This window comes from Paraeggerthella sp. LCP19S3_G8 (genome assembly GCF_052119225.1).
GTDB lineage: Bacteria > Actinomycetota > Coriobacteriia > Coriobacteriales > Eggerthellaceae > Paraeggerthella > Paraeggerthella hominis.
In genome coordinates this window covers 174,343-194,148 of record NZ_JBQKFQ010000001.1, presented here as the reverse complement: position 1 = coordinate 194,148, position 19,806 = coordinate 174,343, and the positions used below count along the sequence as shown (strand labels likewise).

The window sequence follows — 19,806 nt, the reverse complement described above, 5'->3', positions numbered from 1 at the left end:
AGCGGCTGGGCACCGCCGCCCGGCGCCCGAAGGCTATTCGGCATGGCGCAGAGCGTTCTCGAGCTTCTGGCTGACCACCTTCGTCACGCCGTCGGCCTGCATGGACACGCCGAACAGCACGTCGGCCATCTCCATAGTGCGACGCTGGTGCGTGATCATGATGAGCTGCGTGGAGTCGCGCAGCGATTCCAGGTACGCCGTCAAGCGACGCAGGTTCGAATCGTCCAGCGCGGCCTCCACCTCGTCCAGGATGTAGAACGGCGTCGTGCGGATGCGGTACACCGCGAACAGGAGCGCAAGCGCCGTGAGCGATTTCTCCCCGCCGCTCATGAGCATCATCTTCGTAATGCGCTTTCCGCGCGGCTGCGCGGTCACCTCCACGCCCGTGGCCTCCAGATCATCCGGATCAACCAAGGTCAAATGAGCCGAACCGCCCGGGAAGAGCACGGCGAATATCTCCTGGAAGTTCTTGTCGACTGCTTCGTAGGTGCGAATGAAGTCCTCTTTCATGCGTGCATCGATAACGCGGACGATCTTGGAAAGCGACCGGCGGGCGCCGTCCAGGTCGGCCAACTGCGCAGCCAGGTAGTCGTAGCGGCTCTTGAGCTGCTCGTACTCTTCGGCGGCATCCGGGTTGATGGTACCCATGTTGGCGATGCGACGACGCAGCTTGAAAGCGGCATCCTCGGTTGCCCCCCGGTCCTCGAGCTCGGGGGTCTCGAGCGCGCGATCGAGCGGCACGCCGCAATCGTGGACGATGGCGTTGACCGCGCCTTCCACCTGAACCTCCAGGCGGCCCTTCTCCACGCGAGCCTCGGACAGGCGGGCGTTCGCGGCATCGAAGGCATCATGCGCAGCTCGCGCCGCTGCGCGAGCCTCGTTGACCGCAGCGTGCAGGCCAGCCGACGAATCCTGTGCAGCCGTCGCCGCTTCCTCCAGATCGCGCGTCCAGCGGCGAGCGCTCGCGGTAAGCTCCTCGAACAGCGCAAGCAAAGGCTCGATGCGCTTTTGAGCCACCGTTTTGCGCACAAGGGAATCGCGCGCTTCCGCATCGCTTGCATCGACGGCTTCCAGATCGCGCGTTCTCGCGTCCACCATGCGCGACGTGTACGTTTCGCGTTCGGACAGTGTTGCCGCCTTGAGCTTCGCTTCCGAAAGCGAATCGCGCAGCTGCGCCGCAAGCTTGCGCAGGGGAACCACCGTATCCTGCGCCTCCTGGAGCTTCGCCGCGCCCTCGTCCAGGCTTTTCTTCAACTGAGCCAGACGCTGCTCGAGCGCCTCCACCGAAGGGCGAGCCTCGGCAACGGTGCGCTCGGCCTGCGCTCGCTGGCCCTCGATATCGGAGAACTCACGGCGCACCGAAGCCAGCTTCTCCTCGGCTCGTCGGGCGTCTGCGCGCGCCGCGTCGGTCTTGCCTCGCAGCTCGGCCAACTGCTGCGACAGCTTCAAGCTGTCGGCCTGCGCGCTGCGCAGCGTTTCCTCGGCAGCCTGAGTGCGCTTTTCCGAAGCGGCGCGCGTCTCCTCGGCAGCCGACAACCGAGCGCGCAGCTCATCGGCGCGTCGAGCGCGCGCGAGAACGCCCTCGGCATCCTCGACCGTCGCCGAACCAACCGTCACCTTCCCGTTCGGCCATACGACGCACCCGTCCGTCGTGACGAAACGAGCACCAGAGAGGTCGCGCGCATGAGCCGCGAACGCATCTTCCCGGCTATCGCACACCACCACATCGCCCAGAAGCGCCTCGACCGCGCGAGACGCCTCCTCGGGATACGAGAGATCGTCCACCAAGGCACGGCCGAGCCCCGCTTGCGCAGCAGCGCGCGCAGGCGCCGACGTCGTCTGCTTCCCCGCGCGGGAAACGAGCACGACCTCGCCCTGCTCGTCGCAAGACAGAAGAGCAGCCGCAACCGCGCTCGCGCGAACCTCGTCGTCCACCAACAGCGCCGACACGTCCGCGCCCAGCAAGCGCTCCACCAGCGCCTCGGCACCGGCGGGCGCGCGCACCGCGCGGGCGATCGGCTCGATCCCCGCCTCCAGTTCGTCGGCATGGTCCAGCAGCCATGCGAGCGCCGGCCCCGAGGCCGCTGCGGCGCGCTCAAGTTCCTCAAGACCCTTGATCTCCGAAGACAGCAGGGTTGCGGCCTCTCGCGCCTGATCAAGCTCCGCGCGCGCCGATTCGCGTGCAACCAAAGCCTCGCCAACCTTCGCGCGCGCAGCAGCTTCCCGCTCGGTCAACGCAGCCAGTTCGGCTTCGGCCTGCGCGGCGGCTTCGGCCTGCGCGGCGGCTTCGGCCTGCGCACGGCCCAACTGAAGTTCCAGCTCCTTGCCGTGGCCTTCAATCAACTTCACATGGGCAAGCCCGCTTGCCAAAGCCTCCTGCGTCTCGGAAAGCTCACGGCGCGCCTGCTCTTGCGCGCGCTCGTCAGAGCGCTTGGCCTTCTCGATATCCTCGAGCTCGCGCTCGAGGTCTCGCCTGCGTTTGGCGTTTTGAGCCTGCTCCTCGGTCAACCGGGCAACGGCCGCATCGGCAGCCTCGCGACTTGCGCGAACCTCGGCCAACTGCGCCGCCGCCTGCGCACGGTCCGCTTCCGCCTGAGCGCGCTTGACCTTGTTCGATTCCAGCGTAACGCGCAGGTCGGCTTCGTAGCTTTGCGCCGCGCGGCGCTTCTCGTGCAGCAAAAGCACCGCGCCGTCGAACCGCTCGACAGCCGAAGACGCGCGCCGATGCCGACGGGCCAGGTCTCCCGCGTCCACACTTTCGCGCCGAATCTTCTCCTGCAGCTCTTCCGCATGTGCCTCGGCCTTGCCGATGGCAGCCCGCTTCTCTTCAAGCTCGGCCTGAAGAGCCTGCTCGCGGGTTTGCGCGCCGTCCCATGCTCGGCGCAGCGTGCGCAGGTCGTCAACGGCCAGCGACAAGCTCAAATCGGACAGCTCGGCCGCCAGCCCCTGATAGGTGCGGGCGCGTTTCGCCTTGCGCTCGAGCGGACCCAGCTGACGCTCCACCTCGGCTGCAACGTCCTTTACGCGCGCCAGGTGGGCGTCCATGGCCGCCAGCTTGCGCTCGCTTTTCGCCTTGCGCTGCTTGTGCTTGAGAACGCCAGCCGCCTCTTCGATGAGCGCGCGGCGGTCCTCCGGCTTCGATTGCAGAATGGAATCCAGGCTTCCCTGGGAGATGATGGAATGCGTGCCCGTGCCCAACCCCGAATCGTGCAGGATGTCGAGCACGTCCATGCGCCGCGCGACCGTGCCGTTGATCAGGTACTCGCTCTCGCCAGAGCGGTACATGCGCCGCGTGATGGCCACCTCGCTGTAATCGACCGGAAGCGTGCCGTCCGAATTGTCCAGCACCAGGTCCACTTCCGCAACGCCCACGCTCTTGCGCGCCGAGGACCCCGCGAAGATCACGTCCTCCATGGCCTGTCCGCGCAGGTGCTTGGCATTGCGCTCGCCCAGCACCCACAGCACGGCATCGGAAATGTTGGACTTTCCCGATCCGTTCGGGCCGACCACGGCAGTGATGCCCGGCTCCATGGCCAGGACGCTGCGGTCGGCGAACGACTTGAACCCTTTGAGGACCAGTGACTTCAAGTGCATGTGAGGCTACCCTTGCTTGCGCTGCTTCGCGCGCTCTCGTTCGGACTTCTTGCGGGCCTTCTGCTCGGCGCGTGCGGCAGCCTTCTCTTCCTTGGCCTGCTTGGCTGCGGCGGCTTTCTCCGCGCGCACGCCCTCGTCGACGCCCAGGCCGAAGAACTCGCCCAAACGAGCGAGCGTGCTTTTGGCAGCCTGGCTCTCGGCTTCCTTCTTCGTGCGCCCGGTGCCGCGGGCAAGCCCCTGCGACCCGGCGAACACCTGCGCCACGAACGTGCGGTCATGCGGCGGCCCCTGCGTTTCCACCAGCTTGTACGTAGGCGTGATGCCGTCTTCTTGCAGCTTTTCCTGCAGCGCGCTCTTCGGGTTCTCCGGCTCTTTCGCCATGTCAACCGACATGCGCGGAATAAGCGTTTCGCGCACGAAGCTCACGGCAGCGCCCATGCCGCCGTCCAGAAACAGCGCAGCCACCACGGCCTCGTACACGTTCTCGAGCGCAGAATGCAGTCCGCGCCGACCCGTTCCCGTCTCGGAAGACCCGAACACGATCACGTCCGTGAACCCCAGGCGCTCGGCTACCTCCGACAAGCTCGCGCCCGAGACGAGAGCCACCTTGATGCGCGTCAAGCCGCCTTCGTCCAGGTCGTGAAAGCGATCGAACGCGATAGTGGCCACGATGGCGCCCAAAATGCTGTCGCCCAAAAACTCGAGCCGCTCGTAGGAGTACTTGACGGCCTTGCCTTCGGTAGCCGAAGGGTGGGTTACAGCCGAAAGGAGCAGTTGCTCTTGATTGAACCGGTATCCCAGGATGCTCTGAGCCCGATCAAGCTTGCCGCGCTGCTCGTCGGTCAGCATCATGGGAGTTTCGAACCTCTTGTCAAGATTTGAAACCGAAGGCTCGTTGGAATCGAACAGGTTCTCAAGCGTCATTCTTGACCGCCGTTTCCCGGAGCGCCCGCCTGGACGCCCGTAGCCGTCTGCGCGATTATATCCGTAATGCCCGCACGTACGAAGTTCGCCGTGGTCAGAACGCCGCTCTTTACCGCATAGGCGTTCGACGAGCCATGCCCCACGATGCATGCGCCCTTCACGCCAAGAAGCGGCGCGCCGCCGTACGTATCGGGACTGACCTGCGCCATAAGCTGCTTCAAGCCGCCCTTGATGGTCAAGGCGCCCAGCTTGGTAACCGGCGTCGCCATCATGACGTCCTTGAGCGTTTTGAACAGCACCTTGGACGTGCCCTCGATGGTCTTCAAGCACACGTTGCCCGTGAAGCCGTCGGTGACGATCACGTCGTAGGTGGCGGCCAGGATGTCGCCGCCTTCAGCGTTGCCCGCGAAGTTGGAAAGCTGCTCTTTCAGCAGCTCGTGAGCCTCCTGGGCGAACTGGGACCCCTTCGTGTCCTCCTCGCCGATGTTCAGCAGGGCGGCGCGAGGGTTCTCGATCCCGAGGATCTTCTCGGCATACACCGACGCCATGCGGCCGAACTGCACCAGGTATTCCGGCTTGCAGTCCGCATTCGCCCCCACGTCGCACATGACCACGGGACGAACCGGCGACGGGATGACCGTCGCAAGCGCGGGGCGCGCTATGCCTTTGATGCGGCCCATGACCAACGTCCCGGCCGCCAGGCAGGCCCCCGTAGAGCCCGCAGAGAAAAACCCTTGCGCCGCGCCCTCTTTCACCAGGCGGCAACCCACCACGATAGACGAGCCCTTCTTCTTGCGCACGGCGTTTGCCGGATGCTCGGCCATGCCGATAACCTCGGTGGTAGGCTGAGCTACGCAACGCTCGTGCTGAGAGGCGAAGGGCTCGACCACCTCGGCCGGACCGCACAGGATAACGGTCAGGTCGGAATCGGTCGATAGCGCATCGGCAACGCCTTCGAGCACGACGGCCGGAGCGTTGTCGCCCCCCATGGCGTCGACGGTGATGGTAACTTTATCGGGCATGGTGTCCTCGCATTCCTCGGTGGAGTCGCGTGGACGCATGCGTCCGACCGCAATCGCGCGAGCGGGCGCATGCGCGCAGCGCATAGCTTCCTTCAACAGTATAGACGAACATGCAAAAAAGCCTCCCGGCTCGTCACGCAAAAAGCGTGATGTGCGGGGAGGCTTGTCAAGGCGCGGACGTAAGCGCTCGCGCGCAGGAGACGGTTAGTCCGTCTCGATGACCTCGCGGTTCTTGTAGAAGCCGCAGTTCGGGCACACGCGGTGCGGAAGCTTGGCTTCGCCGCACTGGGGGCACACGGAGCGGGAAGGCGCCGCGATCTTGTCGTTGGTGCTGCGACGGGCATGAGTGCGGGCACGGCCCATTTTGCGCTTAGGTACTGCCATGATCTCTATCTCCTTGCTTTTTGCCGAGCGGTACGCTCGCTCGCTTTCGCTTAGTAAACACGCGAAGTGGTATGGTACCAAAGGTTTGTGGGTCCCGCAAGGGTCCTGCGAGGTCATTTTTGCAAACGGCATGCAGGATTCATAAACCACTGGCACTTTCACGACAAACGCATCGTTGATCATAGCGCAAAACCAGCCTTACGTGCTCGAAAAGCGCCAAGATGCGAGAGAAGAGCACGCGCGCAGGAAGCTGAACCTAGGAGGCTCCGAACTGCATGCGGTAGTAAGCGGCGTACGTGCCGCCCAAAGCCAGCAAGTCCTCATGGGTGCCCAGCTCCGCCACGCGCCCGTCGTCCACCACGGCGATGAAGTCCGCCCCGCGAATGGTGGACAGGCGATGCGCGATGATGAGCGTGGTGCGTCCGGCCGACAGCTCGTCGAGCGAGCGCTGCACGGCGCGCTCGCTCTCGTTGTCAAGGGCGCTCGTGGCTTCGTCCAAGATGAGAATGCTCGGGTCGCGCAGAAACACCCGCGCGATGGCGATGCGCTGCTTTTGGCCGCCGGACAAGCGAGCTCCGCGCTCGCCCACGAACGTATCGTAGCCGTCGGGCAGGCTCTCAACGAACTCGTGGATGTTCGCGCGCCGTGCGGCCTCTTCTATCTCCGACGCCGTCGCATCGGGCCGTCCGTACGCAATGTTCTCGGAAATGCTGCCGCCGAACAGGTACACGTCCTGCTGCACGATGCCGATCGCCTCGCGAAGCGACGATGCCGTAATCGCACGGATGTCGATGCCGTCGACTTCGACCGAACCGGACTGGGGATCGTAGAACCGAGGGAGCAGCGAACATGCGGTGGTCTTCCCGCCGCCCGAAGGCCCTACCAACGCCACGGTGGCGCCTGCAGGCACGGCCAGGTCGAACCCCCGCAGAACGTCGCGCCTACCATCGTAGCTGAACCGCACGTCGCGATAGCGAACCGCTCCCCGCGCACGCGCGCCGCACGTTCCCGCCTCGCCGCAAGCGGCCGTGTCGAAGCCGTGCGCCGTCCGGGCAACGCGCAGGTCCAAGGCCCCCGGCGCATCCTGGATGTCGGGCCGCACGGCCAGAACCTCCATGAACCGGCGAAAGCCGGCGTAGCCCTTCTGGAACGTCTCCACGAAGTTGATCAGCTGCTCGATAGGAGAAATGAAGATGCCGATGTACAAAGCGTAGATGGCCAGATCCGTCACCGCCAGTTCGCCCTGAGCCACGAAGTACCCGCCGCCCACTACGGTAACCGCGTACAACACGCCGATGAACAGCGAGTTCACGGCATGGAACGACCCCATGAACCGGTACGAGCTTTCCTTGGTCCCCACGAACCGATCGTTCACGCGGCTGAACTTGCCGATCTCCACGGACTCGTTTCCAAACGACTTCACCACGCGAATGCCGCCGAGGGAATCCTGCAATCGAGCATTGATGTCGGCCATTTTCTTGCGGTTCTCGGTGAAGATGAGGCGTTTGCGGTAGTTGCGCCATGCGGCGTAGGCAGCCAGCAAGACGGTCGCTCCCAACATGATGGCGGTCAGCGGCACGTTGATGAAGAACAGCAGCGCGAACGATCCCACGATCTTCAGGATGCAGATGAACAGGTTCTCCGGCCCGTGATGAGCCAGCTCCGACACGTCGAACAGGTCGGTTACCAGCTTGCTCATCATCTCGCCGGTATTGTTGCGGTCGTAATAGCCGAAGCTCAAGCGTTGATACTGCTTGAACAGGTCCATGCGCATGTCCGCCTCCATGCGCACGCCCATGATGTGGCCCCAGCTGGTGATGAAGTACTGGCACGCCGTGCGCACCGAGTACAATGCGGCGAACAGAAGGGTGATCCACCCGAGCGATGTCAAAACAACGTCGGCCGATCTGGTGAAAAAGTCCCTGGTAAAGAAGTTCAAAAGCTGAGGAAACGCCAGATCGACCGCTGCGAGCACAGTGGCGCACGCCAAGTCGAAGAAGAACAGGAACTTATACGGCTTGTAGTAGCTTGCGAATCGGGCGAACACCGTGCGCGCAGAGACCTTCGGGTCGCTTTGAGGTTTGGTCGTAGTATCCATACCGCCCATTGTAGCGCTCCTGACGCGCGCAGCATAAGACAACGGGGTCAATGTCTCGTGTTCGGCAACAAGCCGGAAAACGGATCACTGACCCCGTTGCATCGTCCCATCGAAACCAAAGGGGGAATTCACTTCTCCTCGAAGGGGAAATCTTTCAGGACGGCGAAGGGGTTCGGCGGCACGTCGTCTTCGTCGGATGCCGGCTCGCAACCGCAGGGACCTTCGTTGAGGTTCGCTCCGCAGGTTGAGCACAGGCCCTTGCACTCGTCGTCGCACAACGGCACCAGCGGAAACTCCAGCAACAGCGCAGCCGTGGCAAGCGGTTCGACGTCGATGACCTTGTCTTCGGACAGCACGTCGAATTCGTCCTCGTCCATATCCTCGGGCGCGGCTTCCTCGGAATTCAGCAGGAAATAGCCCTCTATCTCGCCCGTAACGGGAAACGCGATGGTCTCGAGGCAGCGGGCGCACGCCGTTTTGGCCTCGCCCTCCACCGTGCCGGTCACCAGCAGGGCGTCACCTGTGTTGGATATATCGATCTGCCAGCTCAAAGGAGCCGAGAAGTCGTACAGATCAGGGCCCGACTTGACGACGGGCACCGTAAGCTCGCCTTCGAAATGAGCGCTTTCGGCAGGCGTGAAAAGCTCAAGGGGTACGTGGATGCGCGTCGCGTCCATTAGCGCCCCGAAGCAAGAGAGTTGGCGTTCAAGCGATCGCGGCAACGGCGCACGTTGCCCAACAGCGTATCGAGGCTCTGCTCGACGTGGCCGAACACCTCGTCGGCGTAATCTTCGGCACCGGCGCGGGTCTGACGCTCCAGCTCGCGCGCATCGGCGAGCACCTGATCGGCCTGCTGCTGGGAGATGCGAACGATCTCCTGCTCGCTGGCGATGGTCATAGCCTGGCTGCGTGCATCCTCGATCATGCGGTTGGCCTCGGCCTCTGCGTCATCGAGCAGGCTTTGCCGCTCGCGTACGATCTGACGAGCCTGAGCGAACTCGCTCGGGAACGTGTCGCGAATTTCATCCATGATCTCGAACGCCGCGGCGATGTCAACCTGGCGCATGTTGCCTTTGCCGAAAACCGGCTTAGAGTCCTCAAGCAGAATCGAGAGCTCTTCTAACAGCCCCAAGACTCCTGTTTCGTCCATGATTGTCCTTCCACCCTGGCGTGCTGCGTTTCATCTGCGTTGGCGCGCACGGGCACCATCGCGCGCATGCGTCGCAATATTCTAGCACGTATGGTCGGGAAACCGACTTCCAATGCACAAAGCAAGCACATTTCACCCGGTCGGAACGTACGTTACAGTTCCCTTACGCGTCGCCGAACTTCTTCAGCAACGCCTCGTGCACGCAGGGGGGAACGAACTGCTCCACCTTGCCGTGCAGGCTGGCTATCTCGCGAACGATGGACGACGAGAGATACATGTACTGCGGAGGCGACATGATGAACAGCGTTTCAAGCTCTTGGTTCAACTGATAGTTGAGGGCCGTCATCTGGAACTCGTACTCGAAGTCGGTAATAGCGCGCAAGCCTTTCACGACCACGGTCGCATCCATCTTGGCAGCGAACTCGACCAGCAGATCGTCGAAGGGCTCTACGCGCACGTTGGGCAGATGGCTGGTGGCCTTGCGCACCAGCTCGACGCGTTCCTCCAGCGTGAACAGGGGCTGCTTTTTCGGCGACGCCGCCACGGCCACGATGATCTCGTCCACCAGCTGGGCTGCGCGGGTTATGACGTCAAGATGCCCGCTCGTGATAGGGTCGAAGGTTCCGGGCGTCAATGCACGTTTCATGAATGGGTCACGTTTCCTCTCGTTTGGTCACACAGTGCGGCTGGACTCGTCAAGCAGCAGCACGTCCACGACAGTATCGCCGTACTTCTTTCGCTGCGCAAGGGACAAATCGCGCGCTTTTGCCGCTTCGTCCACCAACGAAACCGAAGCGGCGTCGTGCTCGTACACCACCAGGGCGTCCTGCGCAAGCGCGCCGCGCAGCCTGAGCGCCGCCACCAAATCCAGGACAGCCTCCGCCTGGTAGGCGTACGGAGGATCCAGGAACACGAGATCGAACGGGGGACGCGCATACGTCGGGGGCTCCTTGAGCACGTCCGCACGGTGAATGCGCGCGTCGCGCGGCTCAAGCCCCAGCGTTTTGGCGTTCGCGCACAGCGCGCGCATGGCCTCGCCGCCGCACTCGTAGAAATGGGCGCATCGCGCGCCGCGCGACAGCGCCTCGAACCCCAGCGCGCCCGATCCCGCGAACGCGTCGAGCACGACCGCTCCCTCGAAACCTCCGCGTGCGCTGTTCACCACGCTCATCATGGATTCCCGAACCCGGTCGGTGGTGGGGCGGGTGCCCTCCCCTTTCGGCGCCTTGAGCGTGCGCCCGCGGTACTCGCCTGCAATGATTCTCATGCTATCCTCCCTGCACGGCATGCTCGCCCGCGAACATGCGCCTCATCTCGCGCGCGAGCGGGCGATGCGCCGCATCCTCGAGCGCCGGGTCCTCGTCTATGATCGCGGCCGCATCGGCATGCGCCGCCTCGATGATCTTGCCGTCCCGCACCACGTTCACCAGCTTGAGGCCGCTCGCGCCGTGCTGACGGTTGCCCAGGATATCGCCTTCGCGACGAAGCGACAAGTCGTAGCTGGCAAGCTCGAAGCCGTCGTCGGTGCGCTCCATGGCCGCCAGGCGCGTGAGCGCTGCGTCCGATTTGGAAGCCGAGATCAAGTGAACCTGCGCCGCAAGGCGGCCGCGCCCCACGCGTCCGCGCAGCTGATGCAGCTGCGAAAGGCCGAAGCGATCGGCGTCCTCCACGATCATGATCGTGGCGTTGGGAACGTCCACGCCCACCTCTATGACCGTAGTAGCCACGAGAACCTGCGTCTCCCCTGACCGGAAGCGGTCCATGACGGCCTGCTTCTCCGCAGAGCGCATGCGCCCATGCAGAAGCTCCACGTTCCAGTCGGCGAACACGGTCGCTTGCAAGTAGGTTGCCTCTTTCGCAGCGGCGGCCACGTCGTCTCCGGCCAGGTCGTCGTCGCTTTCGATGCTGATGGCGGCGTACTCGTACGCCTCTTCGTCGGCCTCGCGGCGACGCCCGCCCGATCCCCCGTCGGATGCTTTCGCGTCCCGCTCCTCGCCGCTCTGCCCGATAAGCGGGCACACCACGTACACCTGCTCGCCGCGCGAAAGCGCTTCGCGCGCGGCGTCGTAAGCGTGGCCGCGATCGGCCTTTTGATGCACGAACGTGGTCCGCTGCGCCGTGTCGTTCGGCCGCTGCTTGATATAGGACAGCGTCAAGCCGCCGAACAGCGCCAGCGCAAGGGTGCGCGGGATGGGCGTGGCCGTAAGGAACAAGGCGTCGGGCGCATCGCCTTTCGACAGCAACTTCGCGCGCTGCTCCACGCCGAAGCGCTGCTGCTCGTCGATCACCACAAGGCTCAGGCGCTTCGGAGCCACGTCGTCCTCTAAAAGGGCATGCGTTCCGATAAGCACGTCCAACGAGCCCTCCGCGAGCCGTTGCAGGATCGCCTCGCGCTCCGCAGCGGACGTCGATCCGGTCAAGACGTCCCACGACACGCCCGCAGCGTCAAGCAAAGGTCCGAGGCTTTTCCCATGTTGACGGGCAAGCACCTCGGTAGGCGCCATGAGCAGCGCTTGCGCTTGGGTGTCGGCCGCCGCCGCCAGCGCGAACGCGGCCACGACGGTCTTGCCGGTGCCCACGTCGCCCAACAGCATGTGGTTGGCGACCGTCGGCGCGGCCAGCTGCCCCAAGATGTCCGCCTTCGCCCGCTTCTGCTCCGCCGTCAACTCGAAGGGCAGCGCGGCGGCAAGCGCGCCTATCCGAAGACCGTCCGTCCGATGGCGCACAGCCTGGCGACCGGCGCTGCGCTCACGGCCCTGACTCATGAGCATGAGCTCCAGGAACAGCAGTTCCTCGTAGACCAAGCGGCGCCGCGCCTCGGCAACCTCCTCCATCGAATGGGGGGCATGGATGCTCGATAATGCAACGCCCCTGCTCATCAAGCGGTATTTCGCTCGAATCTCAAGAGGAAGCGGATCGTACAGGCCCGCGCACGCGTCAAGCGCGTTGCCGACGAGCCGACGCATCCATGCAGCCGACACCTTCTCGCACGCCGGATGCACGGGAATGATCATGCCCTCCGCCGCATTGGGGCCTTCAAGGACTTCAAGGTACGGGTTGGTCATGCGCTTGAAGCCGTAGTTGAACTCCAGCTTCCCCGCCACCGCAATCCTCATGCCGGGCTTGACCTGGTCCATGAGCCACGGTTGCCGAAAGCACGTCACCATGAGCAGCCCCGTGGAATCCACGAGCGAGATCTCCACCAAGGAAAGCCGGGGCTTGGGACGCTTGAGCTTGATCTCGTGGACCGATCCCTCGATGGTGCAGGAACTGCCGATGACCGCCGAGGCCACCGTCTCTTTGGCGGATAGGTCGACGTACCTGCGCGGGAAATGGGTCACCAGGTCCCGCACCGTGCGAATGCCGAGCCCCGCCAGCGCCTTGGCGCGACCGGGGCTCACCAAACGGACGCGCTCGACGGATTCGTCGAGCGCGAGAGTGGCTGCAAGTCTGTCGGGCTGGCCGTTACTCAACGGACATCACGATGGGATACAGGGGCTGGTCGCCGCGATGGGCGTCGATCTCAAGATCCTCGTGGGCCTCTTCGATGCGCGCCACCAAAGCGTCGAACGCATCGTCGTCGATGTCCTCGCCCGCCAGGATGGTCAGCGTGTCCGCGTCGTCGGCGTCCATGACGGACAAAAGCGCCATGACAACCTCCTCGGTCGAAGAACCGACGGACTCGATGGAGCCGTCGGCGATGCCGATGGCGTCGCCTTCCTTGATGGGATTGTCGTGCGCATCCTTGGAATCCTTGATGGCGGTAGTGACCTCGCCGGTCTTCACGTCGGCGTACGCCTCGGTCATGGACTCGACGTTGTCGTCCAAGCTGGCGTCCTCGTCGAAGCCGAACAGAGCCGCAAACGCTTCGGGCACGCTGCGCGTCGGAACCACGGCGCACGGCTTGTCAGCCAGCTCGCAGGCGCTCTGGGCCGCCATGATGATGTTCTTGTTGTTCGGCAAGAAGATCACGGCGTCGGCGTTGACCTCGCCCGCAGCGTCCAAAAGGTCCTTCGTGGACGGGTTCATGGTCTGCCCGCCGGAAACAACCACGTCGACGCCCAAGCTCTTGAGTATCTTCGCGTTGCCCTCGCCCGCGGCAACCGCCACGAAGCCGAGCGGCTTGGAAACGGCGGCTTCCTCGGCAGCCAGCGCGTCGGTGCGCGCCGCGCTCTGAAGCTGCATGTTGTGGATATGCACCTCGGAGATCTGGGAATCGTGCGTCAAGAACCAGCCGAGCACCTCGTCGGGACGGTTGGAGTGCACGTGCACCTTGAAGTTGGGGTGCATGCCCACCATCAGGTCGCAGTCGCCCATCGTGGGCAGAAACTCGCGCGCGGCGTCCACGTCGACCGTATCCGAATGCACCAAGAACTCGGTGCAGTAGCGAAACGCCGAGCCCTCCCAGTCGTTGACCTGCTCGATCTCGACCTTCGGCGCGGCGTTGCGGGCGAAGGCCAGCTCGTCGCGCAGCGGACCCTCCTTGCCGGTCAGCGCGGCCACGAACGCGTCGAAGAAGATGGCCAGGCCGAAGCCGCCGGCGTCCACCACGCCGTTCTCCTTGAGAACGGGAAGCAGGTCGGGCGTGCGCTGCACGGAAGCGTAGGCTTCCTCCACCACGGCGGCCAGCGCTTCGTCGCACGAGAGCTTCTTCTTGCGCGCGCGCTTGGCGGCGGAGGCCGAGTCCTTCAGCACCGTGAGGATGGTTCCCTCGACCGGCTTGCGCACAGCCTGGAAGGCCACTTCCTGGGACTTGGAGAACGCTGCTTCGATGCTGTCGGCGTTCAGCTCGTCGTGCCCAACGCTGCCCTCGCACAGACCGCGCAAAATTTGCGAGGTGATGACACCGGAGTTACCGCGAGCGCCCATGAGCGCGCCGGTCGTGATCGCCTTGCGAATTTCCGCGCCGCTGGCCCCGATGGGAAGCGCGGCAAGGTTCTCGACAACCGTCTCGAGCGTCAGCGACATGTTCGTGCCGGTGTCTCCGTCGGGCACGGGAAAGACGTTGAGACGGTTGATCTCGTCTTTGCGCTCGCTCAAGGTCTTGCTCGCCGCCGCAATGGCGTTGAGCAGGTCGTTCGCGGTATAGGATTCTGACATGGTGGTTCTATTCTCCTTCAAATTAGCCCGCCGCGCGCGTCGTCCTCGCGCGGTGCGCAGCGGTTCGTCAAAGACAGGCGGCGGTGCTACTTGCGCACCTTCACGCCCTGCACGTGCACCTCTACCCCGTCGAGCGGGACGCGAGCGTACTCGGTCAAGGCGAACGTTACCTGGTCGATGAGGTTCTGCGACACCGTGTTGATGTTCGTGCCGTATTCGATGACCACGTACAGTTCGACGTGCACGCCGCCGTCGGTCGCGGTCACCACCACGCCGCGACGAAGCCGGGAGGCCGGAAGTATCTTCGCGATGCCGTCGGCAGCGGAGGGCGCAGCCATGCCGACCACGCCGTAGCATTCGAGCGCGGCATTGCCGACCATATCGGCCAAGACATCGTTGGCAACATGGAGGTTGCCAGGTATCGTATCGTTCATGGCGTTCCTTTCCGAGCGCGGACGGACCGCGCGCTGCAAAACCTGCTTCAGCAGTATAGCGCAAGGCCTTGCGCCCGTGCGACGTGCCCAATTGCAACTGAAAGTATATTACACGAAAAATTCTTGTGGCCGTTTGAGTTTATGTGCTATAGTGTGAAGGCTTTTTTGTCATCAACGGCTTGCGCCGACGAGCAACCAACGTACATGGAGTGATGAACGATGTCGAAGATTTGTGAAGTTTGCGGTAAGGCTCCCGTGGCGGGTCGCAGCATTAGCCACTCGCACCGCGTGAGCAATCGCTGGTTCCGTCCGAACGTGCAGAAGATCACGATCAAGGACAACAAGGGCCGTGTCCGCAAGGCCAACGTGTGCACGAAGTGCATGAAGGCCGGCAAGGTCGAGCGCGCGTAAGTTCGCGCTTCGCGCGACCGCTCGTCGCGCATGCATCGAGTAAAAAAGCCCGCATCGCTGCGGGCTTTTTCTCGTTGGGCAGCACGCTCGACGGCGAAAGCCCTGGCTCGGATCCGAATCGGAACCGATCTACTCTAAGATGAGCAGACGGCCGCAATGGGGGCATGCGGCCATGTTTCCCTGCGCGCGCATGTCGATGAGCCGGCCGTGCTCGATTCCCATGCGGCACGCCCCGCAGTTGGACCCCTGCAAGCGCGCGACCGCAACGCCACCCGTACGGGAAAGCGTTTTCGCGTACGCCTCGAACAGCTCCTCCGGCAACGCCGCCGCCAACGATGCGCGCTCGGCCTCCAATCGGGCAAGGCCGTCCTTGAGCGCCCCGCCTTCCTTCACGAACACCTGGGTAGCCGCTGCTTCCTGGGAATCGATGTCGGCAAGCGCTTTCTCCACCTGGGCTTGCACGGCCTCTATCTTCGCCAGCTCTTCGCCTACGGAGGTCAGTTCGCCTTCCAGGAAGTTGCGGCGCTTCGCGAAGCCGTTGAGCTCCTTCGTCCGAGCCTCGACGGCACGGTAGTCTCCGCGCGCACCGTCGATCTCGCCTTGGACCTTGCGCTGCTTCTCGGCCAAGGACGCGTCCTCGTCGGTGATGCGCGCGAGTTTCGCGTCGGCTTCGGCATGGAGCGCATCGAGCTGCGCGCGCTTCTGGTCGACCGCCTTGCGCTTGGTTCGCGCGTCAAGGATGATGCGACGCTGGGGAAGCTCTTCAAGCTGCTTTCGCGCGCGCATGGCCTCCAAATCGATATGCTGCATTTGGAGCAGCGTTGCAAGATCATCGGTATCTACATGCATGCGTTTCCTTTGTCTGCGTCTCAGCGCCGCGCACGCGACGTTGCGACCATTATACCCGTACCGTTTCGGGGTACGTCCAGTTATCCCGTTGATCGACCATCATCACAAGCTCATCGGGAATGCCCGCGCTTTTGACGGCCGCCGCAAGCACCGGCACAAGCGGAAGCTCGCTGGTGTCGTGCCCCAGCTCGATCACGCCCAAGCCCGCCTGGGAAAGGTCGAGCGCTTCGTGGTACTTGATCTCGCCGCACACCAAGCAGTCGGCCTGGGCGCGCAAGGCAGCGCGGCCCACGTCGCCGGTTGCGCCGGTGCAGGTGACCACGCGATCCAAGTCGCGCGAGAAATCGCCCCATACGCGAGGAGCGCGCGCGAACACCGAAGTACAGCGCGCGGCCAGCTGGCCCAGGGTGAGCGCATCGCCTTCGCCAAGCCCGCACACCTGCCCGTATCCCTTGCCCTGAGCTCCGGGGATAGGCAGCAAGACGCGATGGAACACCAGGCTCAACATGCCCGGAAGCACGCAGCGGGCACGCGGGCTCACGTCGAGGGCCGTATGGTAGGACATGATCGCCACGCCGCGCTCCACCGCGCGCCACACGCCCGCGCCCGAGCACGCCGCCACCGACGATGCCGGCTTGAAGGAGTCCGGCGGAGCAAGAAACGCCGGATGGTGCGTCACCAGCACGTTCGCTCCGGCGTCGGCCGCAGCGTCGATGGCCGCCACCGTGGGATCGAGGGCAACGGCCACCCCGGTCACCACGCGCGCGGGATCCCCCACCGTCATGCCGGTGCAGTCCCACGACTCGGCGTCCGCGGGCGGGAACTCGGCAAGAAGGGCGCGCTCGAGCGCGCCGATCGTAAGGGTTGCCACCGGCTTAGAAAGCGGGCCGGACGCACGGCAGGCGAGGCCCTTCTGCTTCTTACCGTCCTTTTGGTTCTTCTTAGCTGCAACCATGACGCTGCTCCTTTGCTCGAATTGCAAGAAACGACTGCATCCAGATTACTCGATGGGTATTTCGCGACGGTCCCCGTCGGCTGTCGGCACCGTAACCGTTCTGTAACCGGCTCGGGCCATGAGGCGGTACGCCTGCTCGATATCGCGCGCAACGTTTTGGGGCTTGTGCGCGTCGGTGCCCACAGTGCACGGAACGCCCGCGCGGCAGAATGCCTCGAGCAACGCAGGCGCGGGGAACATCTCTTTGCAGGCGTAGTACGAACCCGACGTGTTCACCTCGATCATGCGGCCCGCTGCCGCGCACGCCTGCGCAGCCTGCTCGTAAAGCGGCTGCGGGTCGAAGCTGGGATAGAACCCGAACTTCTTGGCCAGATCGGGATGGGACATCACGTGGAACGGCATGGTCGACGACACGGCCTCGCACCACACCTCGAAGTAGCGCCGCCAAATGGCGTCCGCGCCCACCTCGTCCCAGCGACCGCGCTGGGCGGGGTCGTCGAACGGCCAGCGATCCACGAAGTGCACCGACCCCAGCACCAGGTCGAACGGCGCGAAATCGTCTTCGGAAAGCACGCGGTCCTCGTCGTCGCCCAACCAGTCCAGCTCGCAGCCCGCGATGATCTCCATCTCCGGATGGGCTGCGCGGGCGGCCTCGATGGCGGCCAGGTACTCGCCCACCCGATCAGCGGGCATGGCCAGGTAGCTCTGCGGATCGAACGCATCGGTCAGCGGAAAGTGCTCCGTCACGGCGATGGTGGAAATGCCTGCCGCCGCAGCCGCGGACACCAGCTCCTCCACCGTGCCCTCCCCGTGGTTCGTAAAGCACGTATGCGTATGCGTGGTAACGAGTTCCATGCTGTTCACAAGCTCCTTAATGCGATCGGGTTCGAAAACCCGGAGGGTCGTATCAGTTCCAATCCAGGCTTTTGCGCATCGCTTCGACGAACGCGTCGACGTCCGCTTCGGTGGTGTAGCGGCCCATCGACACGCGCAGCGCGCCATGAGCGCGATCGGCGTCGATTCCCAAAGAGCGCAGCACGTGGCTCGGCTCGAGGGAATGCGACGAGCACGCCGAGCCGCCCGACACGCCGAAGCCCTGTATGTCCAAGCGCAGGATGAGGGTTTCGCTCTCAAGTCCGTCTACCAGCACGTGCACGATGTTGGGCAGAAACGCGTCGTCGCCCGGCTCGACCTGAACCGTAGCGCACACGCCCTCCAGAGTCCCAAGGCAAGCGTACAGCTTGTCGCGCAGCGCCCGCAAGCGCGCCGCCTCGGTCTGCCATTCGGGCTGCACCGCGCGCACGGCCGCGGCGAACCCTGCCGCAGCGGCGACGTTCTGCGTGCCGCTGCGCCGACCGCTTTCCTGTCCGCCGCCCGTCTGGTAGGGTTCGAACGGCGTGCGGGTTTTCAGGTACAAAGCGCCGATCCCCTTAGGGCCGCCCACCTTGTGCGCGGAAAACGAAGCGGCGTCGACGCCCCACGCCTCCAGGTTCACGAACGTCTTGCCCAGCGCCTGCACGGCGTCGGTATGGAAGAGCGCGCCTGCTGCATGCGCGATGCGCGCAAGGTCGGCTATCGGCTGGATGCTGCCCACCTCGCTGTTCGCCGCCTGCACGGAAACGAGCACCGTGTCCTGGTCGAGCGCGCGCTCAAGCGCCTCGACCTCGATGAACCCTTGGCGGTTCGGCGCGAGTTTGGTAACGCGAAAGCCCTCCGCCTCCAGGCGCTTCGCCGGAGCCAGCACGGCGTCGTGCTCCACTGCCGTGACGATCACGTGAAGCGCAGCCGACCCCTTGCCCGCGCGCCTGCGCGCGTCGGCGGCCGCATGCGCCAACCCCACGAGAGCGGCGTTGTCCGCTTCCGTGGCGCCCGAGGTGATCACGATCTCGTCAGGCCGGCGCGCGCCCAAATCGGCAGCGAGCGACCTGCGCGCGTCCTCGAGCGCTTTGAACGCCGCGCGTCCGGGGGCGTGGAGCGAGTTGGCGTTGCCTCCCACGGCAAGGTTGGCGCGTCCGGGAACCTGGTAGGGTGCCATGGCCGCCGCAGCCTCTTCGCACAGGGGCGCCGTAGCCGCGTAGTCCAGGTACACGTAGTCTTCGGGCACCGAGCGCATGAACCTACGCCCCCTTCGCGGCAAGGGCGGCCGCGCGCGCCTCTTCGGCGACGGCGGTGATATCGGCGATGGCCTGCGCGGGGTCCTCGGCCCCGCACACGGCGTTGCCGCACACCAGGACGTCGGCGCCGGCCGCCGCCACCAGCGGAGCCGTTTTCAAGCCTATCCCGCCGTCCACCTGCACAAGCGGGGAAACGCCCAGCGCGCGCGCCATCTCCACCACGCGCTCGACTTTCTTCTCGCTGCTTTCGATGTAGCTTTGGCCTGAAAAGCCCGGCTCCACGCTCATGATGAGGACCATGTCCAGATCGGCGAGAACCGGCGCCAGCGCGCCGGTGGGCGTGTTCGGCTTCAAGCTGACCGCGGCCTTCGCGCCGCCCGCATGGATGGCTGCCACGGCGCGCGACAGCTCGTCGGCCCCTAGCGCTTCGGCGTGGACGGTCACGATGTCCGCGCCCGCGTCGAGGAACCACGGCAGCTGCTCGAGCGGGTTCGAGATCATGAGGTGAACGTCCAACGGCAGCTCGGTCGCGCGCTTGAGCTGCTTGAGCACGGGCACTCCCATGGTCAGGTTCGGGACGAAATGCCCGTCCATGACGTCTACGTGCACGTATCCCGCACCGGCTTTCTCCAAGAGCGCCACATCGCGCCCCAAGTTCATGAAATCGGCTGATAGGATGGACGGTGCGATCTTCACCGGTTCGAACATGGCTGCGTTCCTTCCTCGTCGCTTGCTGCCGTCATTCTAGCGCAACCGACGCGCGCACGCTTG

At 64.5% G+C, this 19,806-nt stretch carries 18 protein-coding genes; 1 reads left to right on the top strand and 17 read right to left on the bottom strand.

The window, feature by feature from the left end:
- Positions 1 to 33 precede the first annotated feature (33 nt).
- The 12 genes from smc to ACTQZK_RS00810 all read right to left on the bottom strand — a co-directional run bounded on the left by smc (position 34) and on the right by ACTQZK_RS00810 (position 14,706).
- Positions 34 to 3,594 carry a chromosome segregation protein SMC gene (gene smc, locus ACTQZK_RS00865; RefSeq protein ID WP_441897990.1) on the bottom strand — a complete coding sequence of 1,187 codons (3,561 nt, stop codon included), beginning with the start codon at positions 3,592 to 3,594 and terminating at the stop codon, positions 34 to 36.
- 6 nt (positions 3,595 to 3,600) lie between these two features.
- Positions 3,601 to 4,446, bottom strand: a complete 846-nt coding sequence (gene rnc, locus ACTQZK_RS00860; RefSeq protein ID WP_441898220.1) for a ribonuclease III — start codon at positions 4,444 to 4,446, stop codon at positions 3,601 to 3,603.
- A 68-nt stretch (positions 4,447 to 4,514) separates the two neighbouring features.
- On the bottom strand, positions 4,515 to 5,540 hold the full coding sequence (plsX, locus tag ACTQZK_RS00855) for a phosphate acyltransferase PlsX (protein WP_216528601.1): 1,026 nt from the start codon (positions 5,538 to 5,540) through the stop codon (positions 4,515 to 4,517).
- Between the two features lie 204 nt (positions 5,541 to 5,744).
- Complete coding sequence (gene rpmF, locus ACTQZK_RS00850; protein ID WP_114565823.1) at positions 5,745 to 5,924, bottom strand: 50S ribosomal protein L32; 180 nt, start codon at positions 5,922 to 5,924, stop codon at positions 5,745 to 5,747.
- Between the two features lie 256 nt (positions 5,925 to 6,180).
- Positions 6,181 to 8,031, bottom strand: a complete 1,851-nt coding sequence (locus ACTQZK_RS00845; RefSeq protein WP_441897988.1) for an ABC transporter ATP-binding protein — start codon at positions 8,029 to 8,031, stop codon at positions 6,181 to 6,183.
- 119 nt (positions 8,032 to 8,150) lie between these two features.
- Positions 8,151 to 8,699 (bottom strand): YceD family protein, encoded by a 549-nt coding sequence (locus ACTQZK_RS00840; RefSeq protein ID WP_225749280.1) that lies wholly within the window; start codon positions 8,697 to 8,699, stop codon positions 8,151 to 8,153.
- Positions 8,699 to 9,172: an ATPase gene (locus ACTQZK_RS00835; protein WP_103265837.1), complete on the bottom strand. Its 474-nt coding sequence runs from the start codon at positions 9,170 to 9,172 to the stop codon at positions 8,699 to 8,701. Before ACTQZK_RS00835 ends, ACTQZK_RS00840 begins: the two co-directional genes overlap by 1 nt.
- Before the next feature lie 163 nt (positions 9,173 to 9,335).
- Positions 9,336 to 9,818, bottom strand: a complete 483-nt coding sequence (coaD, locus tag ACTQZK_RS00830; RefSeq protein WP_114565826.1) for a pantetheine-phosphate adenylyltransferase — start codon at positions 9,816 to 9,818, stop codon at positions 9,336 to 9,338.
- Positions 9,819 to 9,845: 27 nt separating this feature from the next.
- Complete coding sequence (gene rsmD / locus ACTQZK_RS00825) at positions 9,846 to 10,439, bottom strand: 16S rRNA (guanine(966)-N(2))-methyltransferase RsmD (RefSeq protein ID WP_418831755.1); 594 nt, start codon at positions 10,437 to 10,439, stop codon at positions 9,846 to 9,848.
- Position 10,440: 1 nt separating this feature from the next.
- Positions 10,441 to 12,645 carry an ATP-dependent DNA helicase RecG gene (locus ACTQZK_RS00820; protein WP_441897985.1) on the bottom strand — a complete coding sequence of 735 codons (2,205 nt, stop codon included), beginning with the start codon at positions 12,643 to 12,645 and terminating at the stop codon, positions 10,441 to 10,443.
- Positions 12,638 to 14,272: a DAK2 domain-containing protein gene (locus ACTQZK_RS00815; RefSeq protein WP_441897983.1), complete on the bottom strand. Its 1,635-nt coding sequence runs from the start codon at positions 14,270 to 14,272 to the stop codon at positions 12,638 to 12,640. Before ACTQZK_RS00815 ends, ACTQZK_RS00820 begins: the two co-directional genes overlap by 8 nt.
- An 86-nt stretch (positions 14,273 to 14,358) precedes the next feature.
- Positions 14,359 to 14,706, bottom strand: a complete 348-nt coding sequence (locus tag ACTQZK_RS00810) for an Asp23/Gls24 family envelope stress response protein (protein WP_114565830.1) — start codon at positions 14,704 to 14,706, stop codon at positions 14,359 to 14,361.
- Positions 14,707 to 14,925: 219 nt separating this feature from the next.
- On the opposite strand from ACTQZK_RS00810, the gene rpmB reads away from it, so the two are divergent.
- Positions 14,926 to 15,117 carry a 50S ribosomal protein L28 gene (gene rpmB / locus ACTQZK_RS00805; protein ID WP_114565831.1) on the top strand — a complete coding sequence of 64 codons (192 nt, stop codon included), beginning with the start codon at positions 14,926 to 14,928 and terminating at the stop codon, positions 15,115 to 15,117.
- 129 nt (positions 15,118 to 15,246) lie between these two features.
- On the opposite strand, the gene ACTQZK_RS00800 is transcribed toward rpmB, so the two are convergent.
- From ACTQZK_RS00800 to rpe, 5 genes are read right to left on the bottom strand one after another with little or no spacing between them, the layout of a single operon-like run.
- On the bottom strand, positions 15,247 to 15,966 hold the full coding sequence (locus tag ACTQZK_RS00800) for a zinc ribbon domain-containing protein (RefSeq protein WP_216528604.1): 720 nt from the start codon (positions 15,964 to 15,966) through the stop codon (positions 15,247 to 15,249).
- A 49-nt stretch (positions 15,967 to 16,015) separates the two neighbouring features.
- Positions 16,016 to 16,921 carry a Nif3-like dinuclear metal center hexameric protein gene (locus ACTQZK_RS00795; RefSeq protein ID WP_441897981.1) on the bottom strand — a complete coding sequence of 302 codons (906 nt, stop codon included), beginning with the start codon at positions 16,919 to 16,921 and terminating at the stop codon, positions 16,016 to 16,018.
- 45 nt (positions 16,922 to 16,966) lie between these two features.
- Complete coding sequence (locus tag ACTQZK_RS00790; protein ID WP_114565834.1) at positions 16,967 to 17,776, bottom strand: histidinol-phosphatase HisJ family protein; 810 nt, start codon at positions 17,774 to 17,776, stop codon at positions 16,967 to 16,969.
- 52 nt (positions 17,777 to 17,828) lie between these two features.
- Positions 17,829 to 19,034 carry a cysteine desulfurase family protein gene (locus ACTQZK_RS00785; protein ID WP_216528605.1) on the bottom strand — a complete coding sequence of 402 codons (1,206 nt, stop codon included), beginning with the start codon at positions 19,032 to 19,034 and terminating at the stop codon, positions 17,829 to 17,831.
- A gap of 4 nt (positions 19,035 to 19,038) precedes the next feature.
- Positions 19,039 to 19,743: a ribulose-phosphate 3-epimerase gene (gene rpe / locus ACTQZK_RS00780; RefSeq protein ID WP_441897979.1), complete on the bottom strand. Its 705-nt coding sequence runs from the start codon at positions 19,741 to 19,743 to the stop codon at positions 19,039 to 19,041.
- Between the last annotated feature and the right edge of the window lie 63 nt (positions 19,744 to 19,806).